This window comes from Bacillus sp. FSL P4-0248, assembly GCF_038593305.1.
In the GTDB taxonomy this organism is placed as follows: Bacteria; Bacillota; Bacilli; order Bacillales; family Bacillaceae; genus Bacillus; species Bacillus safensis.
The window spans coordinates 2,652,593-2,665,639 of the sequence record NZ_CP151983.1; the positions used below are offsets into that span (position 1 = coordinate 2,652,593).

13 protein-coding genes are annotated in these 13,047 nt (G+C 43.0%); 2 read left to right on the forward strand and 11 right to left on the reverse strand.

The features are described 5' to 3' along the window. Positions 1-151 precede the first annotated feature (151 nt). The 9 genes from ytxJ to NST65_RS13645 form a co-directional block, all read right to left on the reverse strand. Entirely contained in the window at positions 152-475 is a 324-nt protein-coding gene (gene ytxJ / locus NST65_RS13605; RefSeq protein WP_046312088.1) for a bacillithiol system redox-active protein YtxJ, read from the reverse strand. A 33-nt stretch (positions 476-508) separates the two neighbouring features. After that, positions 509-979 carry a YtxH domain-containing protein gene (locus NST65_RS13610; RefSeq protein ID WP_034279523.1) on the reverse strand — a complete coding sequence of 157 codons (471 nt, stop codon included), beginning with the start codon at positions 977-979 and terminating at the stop codon, positions 509-511. Positions 980-1,005: 26 nt separating this feature from the next. Further along, entirely contained in the window at positions 1,006-1,425 is a 420-nt protein-coding gene (locus NST65_RS13615; protein WP_024424855.1) for a DUF948 domain-containing protein, read from the reverse strand. A gap of 222 nt (positions 1,426-1,647) precedes the next feature. Beyond that, positions 1,648-2,946 (reverse strand): UDP-N-acetylmuramate--L-alanine ligase, encoded by a 1,299-nt coding sequence (gene murC / locus NST65_RS13620; RefSeq protein ID WP_025092288.1) that lies wholly within the window; start codon positions 2,944-2,946, stop codon positions 1,648-1,650. Between the two features lie 301 nt (positions 2,947-3,247). Continuing rightward, positions 3,248-5,980: a DNA translocase FtsK gene (locus NST65_RS13625; protein ID WP_328699388.1), complete on the reverse strand. Its 2,733-nt coding sequence runs from the start codon at positions 5,978-5,980 to the stop codon at positions 3,248-3,250. 195 nt (positions 5,981-6,175) lie between these two features. Then, positions 6,176-6,781: a YtpR family tRNA-binding protein gene (gene ytpR, locus NST65_RS13630; RefSeq protein WP_024424858.1), complete on the reverse strand. Its 606-nt coding sequence runs from the start codon at positions 6,779-6,781 to the stop codon at positions 6,176-6,178. A 16-nt stretch (positions 6,782-6,797) separates the two neighbouring features. Then, positions 6,798-7,610 carry a DUF1444 domain-containing protein gene (locus tag NST65_RS13635; protein WP_034279516.1) on the reverse strand — a complete coding sequence of 271 codons (813 nt, stop codon included), beginning with the start codon at positions 7,608-7,610 and terminating at the stop codon, positions 6,798-6,800. 20 nt (positions 7,611-7,630) lie between these two features. Further along, a complete protein-coding gene (locus tag NST65_RS13640) occupies positions 7,631-7,951 on the reverse strand; it encodes a thioredoxin family protein (protein WP_024424860.1) in 321 nt (106 codons plus the stop codon). Then, positions 7,938-8,966, reverse strand: a complete 1,029-nt coding sequence (locus tag NST65_RS13645) for a PTS sugar transporter subunit IIC (RefSeq protein ID WP_101676755.1) — start codon at positions 8,964-8,966, stop codon at positions 7,938-7,940. The genes NST65_RS13640 and NST65_RS13645 overlap by 14 nt, the downstream gene beginning before the upstream one ends. Before the next feature lie 200 nt (positions 8,967-9,166). Between NST65_RS13645 and NST65_RS13650 the strand changes: the two genes are divergently transcribed. Next, positions 9,167-9,613 (forward strand): YtoQ family protein, encoded by a 447-nt coding sequence (locus NST65_RS13650; RefSeq protein WP_024426182.1) that lies wholly within the window; start codon positions 9,167-9,169, stop codon positions 9,611-9,613. 46 nt (positions 9,614-9,659) lie between these two features. Here the strand turns inward: NST65_RS13650 and NST65_RS13655 are convergent, their stop codons facing one another. Continuing rightward, on the reverse strand, positions 9,660-10,733 hold the full coding sequence (locus NST65_RS13655) for a M42 family metallopeptidase (RefSeq protein WP_034279511.1): 1,074 nt from the start codon (positions 10,731-10,733) through the stop codon (positions 9,660-9,662). Between the two features lie 199 nt (positions 10,734-10,932). Here NST65_RS13655 and NST65_RS13660 point away from each other — a divergent pair, with 199 nt between their 5' ends. Then, positions 10,933-11,247 carry a PepSY domain-containing protein gene (locus NST65_RS13660; RefSeq protein ID WP_003217759.1) on the forward strand — a complete coding sequence of 105 codons (315 nt, stop codon included), beginning with the start codon at positions 10,933-10,935 and terminating at the stop codon, positions 11,245-11,247. A gap of 41 nt (positions 11,248-11,288) precedes the next feature. On the opposite strand, the gene NST65_RS13665 is transcribed toward NST65_RS13660, so the two are convergent. Continuing rightward, the gene (locus NST65_RS13665) at positions 11,289-12,986 is read right to left on the reverse strand and encodes an NAD-dependent malic enzyme (protein ID WP_335370755.1); all 1,698 of its coding nucleotides are present in this window, start codon (positions 12,984-12,986) and stop codon (positions 11,289-11,291) included. Positions 12,987-13,047: the final 61 nt, after the last annotated feature.

Genomic DNA, 13,047 nt, shown 5'->3' on the forward strand with positions numbered 1-13,047 from the left:
AACAAAGATTTCGGAATTGTCACGAAAATTTTCTTTATTACCCAAACGCTTTTAAGCGATAAAGTATTGTATGTAAGATTATAGCATACTTTTCGTTCAAGTAAACCTTTTTTATAAAAAAAACGTCAGCCGCTGCTGACGTTTCTTTCTTTTACAGATTATGTTCAAGCGCTTCTTTTGTAATGCTTGAGTGAGAAGCATGCCATTTTACTTTTCCACCGCTAAAGACGAGTGCCTGCGGACTTTCGTGCTTTACACCTGATTTTTCAGCCACGTAGGATGAAAGCTCTCTCGTGTTTTGAATTTGCAAGAAATACGTTGGCACGTCTTCATGTGCAGACGCAAATGCTTCAAACTCTTGAAAAGCCGCTTGGCTGATCGGACATGTCAAACTGTGCTTAAAAAAGACAAAGGTCCCATCTTGATTCGTTAGTTGATCAAACTGTTCTTCTGTTTCAATGAGTTGTTTTGACATGATGTTCTCCTTCTTCACTTCGAGCAGTGAGAGTTAGCCTTTAGTAGATTGTTCTACTTTTTCTTTGACATCTTTGATGCCGTCTTCAATTTCTGATTTTGCTTCTTGTGCTCTTACTTTTGCTTCATCTGCTACATCAGATGCTTCGCTTGCCAAATCCGCTGCCGCATCTTCTGCTTCATTTTTCACATGATTAGCTTTTCCAGCCGCACGCTCTTTTATGTCTTTCACTTTGTCTAAAATCTGGTTTGACTGCTCTGCTACAAGCTGAGACAATTCAGACGTTTTATCTTTTGCAATCGTCACATATTCAGTGCCTTTTTCTTTTGCATCTGTTGTGAGCCGGTCTGTTTTTTCTTTTAACGCATTCGCTTGGGTGTTCAAATCATCGCGAAGCTCTTTCCCTGACTTCGGTGCTAAAAATAATGCTGTTGTTGCACCAACAATTCCACCAATAAGTGTTCCGATCAAAAAGTCTTTGCTATTGATTCCGTCTTTGCTCATGATTATTCCTCCTATGCGAATATGGTTTATTTTTGATGTTTACGCTGTTTCCATTTTTTATAAATTTCAAGTGCTGCGTTACTCCAGCTTACCACATCCGTCACTTTTTCTTGATTTCTTTCAACGGATGAAGAAACCGCACCAGCTGCCTGCTTTATGCTTGTATTAAATTGGTTGATCGAGCCACCAATTCCCTGCACCGCATCCACAACTGTGTTAAGTTTTGCTGATTTGTCTTGAATATCTTCAGCAAGCTGATTCGTCTTATGTAGCAACTGTGCTGTCTCTGTGGTGATGCCTTGCATCTGACCTTCAAGACCTTCTAAAGTTGATGCAACATTCTTTAATGTCAGCTGTAAGGATTTTAATGTTTTGGACAAATAGATGACAAGAATGAGGAAAGCAATTGCGATCAGTGCAACGCTTAGATATAGAATAATAATCATCTGATACCTCCTTTGCTGCGGGCATATTCAATTCATTACCCTCTCGTTGTATCATTCAAACATCGCCTAGAATGACCGATTGAATAATAATTCTACACTTATTCGCTAATTCCTGTCCACAGCGAACGAAAAAAAGCGCCGCATGTTGACACATTTAGCCCTTTTGTCACATTTTATTCAAAATAAAAAAGTGCCATGTGAAACGGCACTTTTTTAAAGCATTTATACAGCGACTTTTTCATAAGCACGCAAATACTTCTGAATGTCTCCTGCTCCCATAAAGATCAGAATCGCATCTTCGTGCGTTTTCAGCACAGATGTATCTTCTTCCTCAATTAATTGGGCCTGCGGGATTTTTTCTCGTAAATCTTCAATGCTCAGCTTCCCAATGTTTTCACGGGCTGAACCGAAAATATCACAAAGGTAGACATAGTCGGCTTTCTTTAGACTGTCAGCAAATTCACTTAAGAATTGCTGTGTACGTGTGAACGTATGCGGCTGGAAGACAGCCACAATATCACGGTCCGGATATTTTTGGCGAGCTGCTTCAATCGTGACTTCAATTTCAGTTGGATGATGTGCATAATCGTCAATTAAGACCTGCTCACCGACCACTTTTTCATTAAAGCGTCGTTTCACACCGCCAAATGTCGTTAATGCGCCTTTGATAAGCTCTACATCAATGGACTCATAGTGACATAATGCAATGACAGCTAACGAGTTGAGGACATTATGATTTCCGTAGGCAGGAATGTAGAAGGTATCATAAAACGTATTGCGTACAAATACATCAAATGTGGTACCTTCCGTATTTTTCACAACATTGCGTGCTTGGAAATCATTTTCTTCGTTGAAACCGTAGTACACAACAGGTACCTTCGCTTGAATCTTTGGCAGATGCTCATCATCACCGCAGGCAATAATGGCTTTTTTCACTTGAAGCGCCATGTTTTGAAACGCATCAAACACGTCATCAATATCCGAGAAATAATCAGGATGATCAAAATCAATATTGGTCATGATCGCATAATCTGGATGATAGCTGAGGAAGTGTCTGCGGTATTCGCATGCTTCAAAAACAAAATACTCGCTGTTTTCTTTCCCCATTCCAGATCCATCACCGATTAAGTACGAAGTAGGTTTGGCTGCCTGCATGACGTGAGCAAGCAGTCCTGTTGTCGATGTTTTGCCATGAGCACCAGTAATCGCAACGTTTGTGAATGAATCCATGTATTCTCCAAGGAATTTATGGTAACGAATGACAGGAATCCCTTCAGAAAGGGCACGTTCAATCTCAGGGTGTGTATCAGGGAATGCATTTCCTGCGATGACCGTCATCCCTGGCTGAATATTATCTGGGTCAAATGGTAGAATTTTAATATTTCGTTCTTCTAATGCTTTTTGTGTAAAGATATGTTTTTCGATATCCGATCCTTGGACAGTATACCCAGTATCATGAAGAATTTGGGCCAGTGGACTCATACCTGTCCCTTTTATTCCAACAAAATGATAAACAGTCATAATTGTACCTCCAACAAACGTCTATCTGACTTACAGTATATGACGCTCATTTCAATTTGCAACTTGTGATTTTGCCTCTAGCTGATCACAGATCGCAGCTCCAAATAAAGATTTTTTCCGATCTTCCTATTCTAATCAATATTAACTATGATTAGTATCCGACAACCTTCCCATTTCTAACACCTGTTTCCGCTTATTTTACATAAAAAAGCGCTCTGACAGACATGCGAAAAGCGTCCAATTACAAAATTGCACCTATGTGCTATCATACCATGTTTATGAAAAAAATGAAGTGGTTTGTTTAGATCAACTGTTCTAAGTCACTCAGTGTCATGAGCACTTCTCTTGGCTTACTGCCTTTCGCACCAGAGATCATGCCCTCTCGCTCCATCATGTCAATCAACCTGGCTGCACGGTTGTAGCCAATTCTAAATCTTCGCTGCAAACTTGATGTACTAGCGCTATTCTGCTCGATGGCAAAACGGCAGGCATCCATAAACAATTCATCTTCGTCTGTAATCGCAGAGCCCTGCAGCATGAGTTCCTCCTGTTCAAAAAGGAACACTGGCTTGCGCTGCTTTCTCACATGTGCCACCACTTGATCAATCTCACGGTCTGATACAAAGTTCCCTTGCAGCCTTGTCGGTTTGCCGGAGCCATTTTCTAAGAAGAGCATGTCTCCTTTTCCGAGAAGCTTTTCTGCACCTGCCATGTCAATGATCGTTCTTGAATCCACCTGACTTGAAACAGAAAACGCAATTCTTGTTGGAATATTAGCTTTAATGAGACCTGTAATGACATCAACAGAAGGTCTTTGTGTCGCAATCAATAAGTGAATGCCGCATGCTCTTGCTTTCTGCGCAATTCGGCAGATGCTTTCTTCGACTTCATTTGGTGCGACCATCATTAAATCAGCCAGCTCATCGATCACCACGACGAGATAAGGCAGTTTTTCTCCCATTTGTTTTTCTTTCACAAGCTCATTGAATCGTTTAATTTCTCTCACGCCAGAGTGTGCAAATAGTTCATAGCGTCTTTCCATTTCATCCACTACCCATTTCAGAGCAGCAGTTGCTGTCTTGGCATCAGTGATGACGGGACTCACAAGATGCGGAATGTGATTATACGGCGCTAATTCAACCATTTTAGGGTCAATTAAGAGCATTTTCACTTCATCTGGTGATGCTTTAAACATGAGGCTCACTAAAATCGTATTAATGCAGACGCTTTTTCCTGAACCAGTTGCTCCGGCAATTAATCCATGCGGCATTTTTTGCAGATCAACCACGACAGGCTGGCCTGAAATATCTAATCCGAGTGCCGCTGTTAAAGGAGATGGATTGTCTCTAAACGCACTGCTTCTGATCATTTCTCTTAAGAACACCATTTTACTGTGCAGATTTGGCACTTCGATTCCGATCGTGTTTTTCCCTGGAATCGGGGCTTCAATTCGAATATCCTTTGCGGACAAACTAAGTTTAATATCATCTGACAGGTTCGTGATTTTGTTCACTTTGACACCTGGTTCTGGATGTACTTCAAACCTTGTCACAGAAGGTCCCTGTGTGACGTGAACAACACTTGCTCTTACGTTGAAATTTTTAAGCGTCGCATTGAGCAGCTCTGCCCGCTCTTTCACCCATGTGCCGTCCTCTTCTTTTTGAGCTGGCGGTACGTCTAAAAGGGCAAGGCTTGGAAAAACATACCCTTGTGTATCGGCTGCTTTCTTTTGTCCTTGCACGCGCTGATCGCTTTTTAACATCATGACATTAAACGGAACCGTAGAGGTTTGCCCGCTTGTGCGTTGTGGCTGCGGAGATGTCTGTTTTGGTTCTTCTTTCTTGACTTCATGCGTTTGTTCTTGCTGCTCTGTCTGCTCTATAACGGTTTCTGCCGCTTCAGATGCAGTTTGTTCCTCTGTTACTTGTTCTACTGGCATCACTTGATCTTCTTCAATTTCAGCTTCTTGGACCAGCTGATCTTCCTGCAGGTCATGTTTGACTGGCTCAGCTTCTTCAAATGCTGCCGCAGGCGCTTCTTCTTGTTTGTCTTCTATTGGATCAGCCGCTACTTCTTCCACCGGTTCTGCTGAAATGTTTTCTGTTAACGCCGCTTCTTCTGATGGCATGTCTACTTCCATTTCAATCGCTGGCTGCGAAGGTTCCGGTGTTTCGAAGGTCAACATGTCTATTTCCTCAGTATGATCTTCAAACTGATGGACAGGATCGTCCTTTATTTCTTCTTCATCACCGGAGACAGTCTGTTCCGGCTCAGACTCAACGGGCTGCTTCTGATAGACTTCTGCTTGCTGCTTATGTACATCAGCTTCATGATGATCTTCTGGATCGTTTTCTTCTGGCTCGATGAAAGGCTCGTCAGTTAAACGTTCCAGTGTCGATTGAACATGATCTTGATAAGCGAGTTCCTCTTGCAATGTATGCGGGGTTACTGCTGGCTCTTTGTCCGTTCTCTCTTCTGCTGACACTGAAGCCATTTCCTCGATACGTTTTTCTTTCTGTATAGACGGGATGTTCATTTGCTGTCTGACATTCCGTTCACGCTCTGCCTCTTCTGATAACAGTGTGACACGCTGCGCCGTTTCTTCTGCTGCTTTCCTTTGAACTGAAGCTGTTCCTTCTTTTGAATCTGCCCGTTTTGGACGCATATCCTGATGATAGCCATAGATCGGTGATGGAATTTGCTCTGGCTTGAATGGCTTTTTATTTATATCAGGCTGAAGCGTTTGTTTAGGCTGATAGGTTTTCTGCTTTGCCTTTGGCTGGCTTGGTTTCACGCGTCTTCTCTCCTGCTTCACTCCATCACGCTGGGGTTCATCTGGAACGAGCGGAAAGCGAAAGTTCCCTTTTGGATATTCATAATACACTTTCGTATCTTCGATTTTTTTATATTCTTTATGCGGTTCAAAAGCTGGCTGCTTTGGTGCAGCTAGATCTTCTTCAGGTCTTGCAGCTTTTTCTTCTTTCTTTTCTTCTCCTAAAAATACACTAAAAAATTTATCTAACCAACTCATCATTTATCACTCACTTTAACTCCCCTTACGTTTTCTTGGGCGATTTTTAGTATACCATTGCTTTTTCATGCAGAAAAGCGAGAAAAGTGCCGCTTTATGCTGTTCATGCTGTTGTAGATGAAAAAAAGTCACTAAGTACGTACTTAGTGACTTTTGGTATAACACATTCTTCGCTCCTATGTGCCCGTTTATGGGAGGTTACGCTTTAAAGGGTTCGCCAGCTTGATGGCTTCCATCTAAAACAAGAATCCCTTTTTCAGCAGGTGCGTCTGGAAGATCTAACTCTTTTGCAGAACAAATCATACCGCTTGATGGAACGCCTCTTAGCTCAGCATCTTTGATGACCATACCGCTTGGCATCACTGCACCGACCTTCGCCACCACAACATATTGACCTTGGTCAACGTTTGGTGCACCGCACACGATTTGTAAGGTTTCATCGCCCACATCAACTTGGCAAATGTTTAATTTATCTGCATTCGGATGCTTTTCTTTTTCCTTTACATAGCCGACAACAAATTTTGGTGATAAATCCACAGTCAACGTTTCACTGACACCGTTACGGTTTAAAATTTCATTGATATCTTGAACAATGGTTTCAGAAAGCGGAACAGATCCGTTTTCTTCAATTTTCATGTAAGTGGATGCATTGAAGATATTAAAGCCTGTTGTTTCTTTTGTTTCTTGATTGAAGATTCGTACAACATCTCCAAACGTCTCATGACCTACTTCTTCTCTCGTCACATCTTTCAATGAAATAAGGAGTGTGTCGCCTACACCTTCTGCATTATAAAAAACGTTCATTCTTCAAAATTCCCTTCTACTGCTGTTTTGGTCTGCTTTTTGCAAGTATAAAGATCGGTTCAAGCTTACCCTCGTCATATAAAAATGACAATGCGGTAATCGGAACCGTGCCGCTGGCGAAGAAGCTCATCGACATCTGCCCTAAAATATCATAGCCTGAATCATTGCGAACATCTGCAATGATGAAAACGTCTTGATGGGGAACAGAAATCGCCATCTGCCCTTCTATTTTTTGCGCGTATTCTTGTAATAACGATTCATTTAAAAGTCTGCTGGCGTCATACCCGTCATTTGCACGGAAGAAATAAAACCGGTTGCCTGCCACTTCATCCATTTTCACTACTGTTTCTAGCGAACGGACGTTGAAGCTTGCAGTTTCTCTGATTCGCTCTTTTGTCCAGTTTTCCTTTTGGAGCATCTTTTCATCAATTAGTCGGTAGGTGCTTCCAAGGTCAAGCGCATAGTAGATTCTCGTTTCTGCTGTATGCTCATCAAACACGAGCGGAATCCCATCACTTGATGCCTCAGGAAAGGAAGTGGAACGAATGACCGGATAGATCTGCTTTTCTTTTCCTGAAATGTGCTGCGCTTCGCCTTTCATGGCACTCAGCGCTTCTTTCACATAATAGACGATCTCATCAATGGTTTCATCAGGCTTTACTTCCCACTTTGCAATAATTGGCGGGAGCTCTAGTGTGATGCCTTTGCCTGTTTGTTTATCTTCAATACGAAGCGTATCTTTTTCCCGGTCAAACTCGTGTGACCAGCTGTCGTTCGTCAGACGGCTTTTGAGTTCATTCGCAAGCTGTCTTGATGTCATTTTTGCCATCGTTTTAGACTCTCCTTTCGTTATTTAGAAAGAGAATCTGTTAAAAATGCTTCAATCTCTTCCTTTGTCTTACGATCTTTGCTGACAAAGCGGTTAATCTCTTGTCCGTTTTTAAAGACTAAAAAGCTTGGAATACCGTAAATTTCCCACTCTGCACAAGTGTCAATGAACTTGTCTCTATCGACATAGAAGTACTCAAATTCTGGGTAGTTTGCTTCAAGCTCTGGCAAGAATGGCTCAATAAATGTGCAGTCCGGGCACCAGTCAGCTGAAAATAGCAATACCGTTAAGTCTTCTTGAATCACTTTTTGTAATTCTTCGTTTGATTCAATTTTTTTCATGTTTCATTCCTCCAGTTTGTATGGTTAAATCTCCGAATTGTATATAGCCTTTCTTTCTCATCCATTCTGATACTACCAAACTAATCACTGCCGGGCCAACGATATGCAAGAGAGCGATCGCCAGAAATACAGATGGATGAAACCCCATGACGGTCAGCGTCATGAGTTGTCCAACAAGCCCGCTCGTTCCCATTCCCGCTCCTGCCGCATTATTGACCATCCCAAAGCCAATAATACCAATTGGCGCGAGAATCAGACCAGCAATTGTCGGCGGAATCAGGATGAGGGGATTTTTCACAATGTTCGAAAGCTGCAACTTTGACGTTCCAATGCCGACAGCCGCAAGACCGCCAAAGCGATTTTCTCTAAAGCCTGCAGCGGCAAAGCCGACCATTTGAGCACAGCAGCCAATCGTTGCAGCACCAGCAGCTGTCCCGCTTAAGTCAAGCATGAGCGCAAGTGCAGCACTTGAGATCGGAGAACTGAGAGCAAGTCCAACAATGGTCGCTACCAGCATGCCCATGATCAGCGGGCTTTGATCTGTCCCCCACATAATGAGCCTGCCGAGCCCTGTCATCATGGCTTCAATTCCAGGTCCGATTAGGGCAGCGGTGAAAAAGCCAGTGATAATGGTGACAAACGGCGTTAAAATAATATCAATTCTTGTCTCACCACTGACCAGCTTGCCGAGTTCCACACCAATTAATGCTGCGGCAAAGCTTCCAGCAGGCCCCCCAAGCTCTGCTCCTGCAGCGCCTGAGACAACACTTGCAAAAATGATCAAAGGAGATGCATGTAAACGGTACGCAACCGCTACGCCGATCGCCGGTCCCATGAGCCCCATGGCAAGGGTTCCCATTTTAATGATGAGTGGAAGTGATAACAGACCGCCTGCTGTTTTTAAAATCAGACCTACCACTAATGTAGCAAATAGACCTAAAGCCATATAAGAAAGTGCATCAATGAAATACACCTTTGACGAAAGGGAGATCCCCTTTCTTTTTAAATAAGTCATCAACGTCGTCTTCCTGCTTTCTCATAGGAAAGACGAAGAGGCCTGTCCTTCCCATTATATGTAGTATTCTTGCGATGAAAAATAGTCTCTACCATGAATATCATAATCATATTTTTTTTGCTTTATCAAGCACTTCTTGTGTAACATGAAAAGAAACAGGACAAACCTTTACTAAGTTTGTACAAAAGGAGGAGATCGTTATGCAATTAACTGTCTATTTAGCTGGAGAAATTCATAGCCAGTGGCGTGATGAAATCAAGGAGAAAAGCCAATCTTTGAAGCTGCCGGTGACATTTGTCGGTCCAATGGAAAATCATGACCGCTCAGATAACATCGGTGAGGATATTTTAGGTGAGCAGCCGAATGCCATTTTCAAAGATGATGCAGCTTCTGATTTGAATAATTTTCGTACTGAAATTTTATTAAACAAAGCAGATGTCGTCATTGCTCGCTTTGGTGAGAAATATAAGCAGTGGAACACAGCCATGGATGCATCTGCTGCGATTGCAAAAGGTAAACCTCTTATTTTAATCCGTCCAAAAGAGCTGCACCATCCATTAAAGGAACTATCAAACAAAGCAAATATCACTGTGGAAACCGTAAACCAAGCGATCAAGGCGTTATCTTATGTGTTTGAACAGCAATAAGAAAAAAGGCTGCTCTCATTGAAGAAGCAGCCTTTTTCTATTCTATTTATACTTGTTGGTAAATAGAATCCACTGTACTTTGATCACAATTTTTGACAAGGCGGACAATTAACTCTTTTGCCGCTGCGTAATCATCCACATGCAAAACAGAATGACTTGTATGAATGTAGCGTGCACAAACTCCAATGACAGCAGAAGGCACACCTTGGTTTGAAATATGAACACGTCCAGCGTCCGTACCACCCGGTGATACGAAATATTGATATGGAATGTTGTTTGTCTCAGCAGTATCAAGTACAAAGTCTCTCATTCCGCGGTGCGTAATCATTGTCCGATCAAAAATACGCAGAAGTGCACCTTTTCCAAGCTGGCCGAACTGTGTTTTGTCACCTGTCACATCGTTTGCAGGACTCGCATCTAAAGCGAAGAAAAGATCTGGCTGAATCATATTCGCAGCTACCTCAGCTCCTCTAAGCCCAACTTCCTCTTGAACAGTTGCTCCTGAGTACAGCTGACATGAAAGTGATTCGTCTTTTAATTCTTTTAATAATTCAATTGCAAGGCCGCAGCCATAGCGGTTATCCCAAGCCTTCGCTAAAATCTTTTTTGGATTCGCCATTGGGGTAAAAACCGTTGCAGGAACGATTTGCTGTCCTGGACGAACGCCAAGCTCTTTTGCCTCTTCTTCACTGTCTGCACCAATATCAATGAGCATATCTGACGGCTTCACAGGTTTGCTTTTTTGTTCTGGCGTGAGAAGGTGAGGAGGTGTACTAGAGACGACACCAGGAATTGGCCCGTGATCGGTATGGACGTCCACACGCTGCGCCAGCATGACTTGACTCCACCAGCCGCCAAGTGTTTGAAAACGAATCATCCCGTTTTTCGTAATCGATGAGACCATGAATCCGACTTCATCCATATGACCCGCTACCATAATTTTCGGTGCGTTTTCCGGTCCCTTGCGTACGCCAAACACTCCGCCAAGACGGTCTTGAATGAGTTCATCAGAATATTTCTCAAGTTCCTTTTTCATAAAAGCACGCACATGGTGCTCATTTCCTGGAGTTCCCTGTAATTCTGTTAAATTTCGGAAAAGCGACAATGTTTCTTCGTTCATTCTACAGTTTACCTCGTTTCTATGTAATGACCATATATATTCCTATAAAAATAACACTCACTTTATACTATAAGAATTCTTTCGGTTTTCCAAGTATCTCTCCAGAAATTTTGAATATGCTTTCAAGTATTCGGATTCCTTAACATCGTTGGACAAGTTTTGTATAATGGAAAAAACAGCAATACGGAGGTGCAGCACGTTGAAGTTAAAACATGTTCTGATTGGTGCGAGTATTGGCGTAGCCGCTGCAATTGTTGCAAAGAAAGTATTTTTCCCTACGTATATCTCATCTGAAAAAGCATTAAAAATTGTGAAATCTGCTTTTAAACAGCGCGGCCCGATTGATGGCTCTTGGATTTATACTGTACCAGAACCGTATACCGTAAATGGCGAAACGATTGATGTATACAAATCTGGCATTACCCGCTCTGCCTTTGGTGAGCTTGAACAGTATGAAGTGATGATTGATGCCAAAACTGGCATGATCGTGGATGTAATTGATTCTGTTGCTTGATCAAGAAAGCTTCGCAAAGACATGTCCTTGCGAAGCTTTTTTTATATGGCTTTGATTTTTTTGTAAACAGGATGCCACATAGCGTCCTGCACAGCCTGAATGAGATCATCAGGCGTTTCTTCTGCAATTCCTTCATCAATTGCTGCCTGCGCCACACGGACGGCTACTGTCGCTGAAACGGTTCGAAGCTGATCGACACTTGGCAGCATCGCTGCACCCGGCTTCCCAACATTGACCATGCTTGCAATGGCTTCAGCACTCGCAACAAACATACTGTCTGTCATGAGGCGTGCTTTTGACACAATTGTGCCTAGACCAAGGCCTGGGAAGACAAGGGCATTATTCGCTTGTCCAATTTCATATGTGACACCGCCATATTCGACAGGATCAAATGGACTTCCCGTTGTCACAAGGGCACGTCCTTCAGTCCACTCGATCAGATCTTGCGGCTTTGCTTCTGAAAGAGGTGTCGGATTCGACATCGGTAAAATTGCAGGACGCTCCACGTGTGACGCCATTTCTTTTACAATTTCCTCTGTAAATGCTCCTCCGACCGTCGAAGTGCCAATTAAGATTGTTGGTTTCGCCTGCTTGACGACCTCTAATAGATCAATCGAATGCTTTGGACCATTACGGGCATAATTCTTTACTTCGTCAGAGCGCCTTGCATACGGCTTTTGAAATGGCTGAATGTCAGGTGAATCATCTGTGAGCAGCCCCGTTTTATCAATACACCAGAAATGATCGTAGGACTCCTCTTCTTTGACTCCATCTCTGACAATGGCATCACGGATTTGCTCGGCTATGCCAATACCTGCCGTACCCGCTCCAAAAATGACAATACGGTGATCTTTCAGCGGAACCTTCGAAGCTTTTGCACATGCCAGAACTGCAGCAAGTGAAACGGCGCCAGTCCCTTGAATGTCATCGTTAAATGTACAAATACGGTCCTTATATTTTTCCAATATCGCACGGGCATTCTTTGTCCCAAAGTCTTCCCAGTGAAGGAGTGCATTTGGGAAAGTAGCGCGGGCAAGCTCGACATATTGATCAATGAACTGATCATAGCGCTCTCCTCGAACGCGGGAGTGCTGGTTTCCAACATAAAGCGGATCATTCAAGAGACTTTCCTGGTTCGTTCCGGCATCAAGCACTACTGCCAGCACGCGGCTGGGATCAATGCCTGCTGCAGCTGTATAAACAGCAAGTTTTCCAACTGAAATGGCAATCCCGCCAACGCCCCAGTCTCCAATACCTAAAATGCCTTCTGCATCCGTTGCAACGATTAAGTCGATTGATTCATCGACACCATAAGAGGCAAAAATCTCCTCCATGCCTTCCAGATCATCAATCGATAAATAGAGCCCTCTCGGCTTTCGATACTCATGGCTATAACGCTGAATAGCCGTTCCAACAGTCGGCGTGTAGACAATCGGAAGCATTTCCGCCAAGTGCTCATTTAGCAGTTTGTAAAAAAGCACTTCATTTCTGTCATGAAGCGCTGTTAAATACACATTTTTCCCCAGTTCATCAGGCTGTGCCTTGAACTGTTCATATGCACGCTTTGCCTGATCCTCTAAGGTTAAGACCTTAGGCGGAAGAAATCCCTTTAACCCGAGCTCCTCCCGCTCTTCCTTTGTAAATGCAACCCCTTTGTTTAAATAAGGGACTGACATGACTTCCAACCCTCTTAATGGTGTTTCGATCACATCACCATGTACACGATAAAATTGGTTCACCTGCACTCTTCCTTTCACAAGTTCATTTTGTCGTTATTTTGTGTGAAAGGCGAAAAAAACA

Bases quoted from the DNA above. Each gene is read 5' to 3' on its own strand.
- NST65_RS13610 (WP_034279523.1), bottom strand. From the start codon at position 979: ATGAGCAAAGACGGAATCAATAGCAAAGACTTTTTGATCGGAACACTT.
- NST65_RS13640 (WP_024424860.1), bottom strand. From the start codon at position 7,951: ATGAAAAAAATTGAATCAAACGAAGAATTACAAAAAGTGATTCAAGAA.
- NST65_RS13655 (WP_034279511.1), bottom strand. From the start codon at position 10,733: ATGAACGAAGAAACATTGTCGCTTTTCCGAAATTTAACAGAATTACAG.
- NST65_RS13645 (WP_101676755.1), bottom strand. From the start codon at position 8,966: ATGACTTATTTAAAAAGAAAGGGGATCTCCCTTTCGTCAAAGGTGTAT.
- NST65_RS13650 (WP_024426182.1), top strand. From the start codon at position 9,167: ATGCAATTAACTGTCTATTTAGCTGGAGAAATTCATAGCCAGTGGCGT.
- ytpR (WP_024424858.1), bottom strand. From the start codon at position 6,781: ATGAACGTTTTTTATAATGCAGAAGGTGTAGGCGACACACTCCTTATT.
- NST65_RS13625 (WP_328699388.1), bottom strand. From the start codon at position 5,980: ATGATGAGTTGGTTAGATAAATTTTTTAGTGTATTTTTAGGAGAAGAA.
- NST65_RS13615 (WP_024424855.1), bottom strand. From the start codon at position 1,425: ATGATTATTATTCTATATCTAAGCGTTGCACTGATCGCAATTGCTTTC.
- NST65_RS13635 (WP_034279516.1), bottom strand. From the start codon at position 7,610: ATGGCAAAAATGACATCAAGACAGCTTGCGAATGAACTCAAAAGCCGT.
- ytxJ (WP_046312088.1), bottom strand. From the start codon at position 475: ATGTCAAAACAACTCATTGAAACAGAAGAACAGTTTGATCAACTAACG.
- murC (WP_025092288.1), bottom strand. From the start codon at position 2,946: ATGACTGTTTATCATTTTGTTGGAATAAAAGGGACAGGTATGAGTCCA.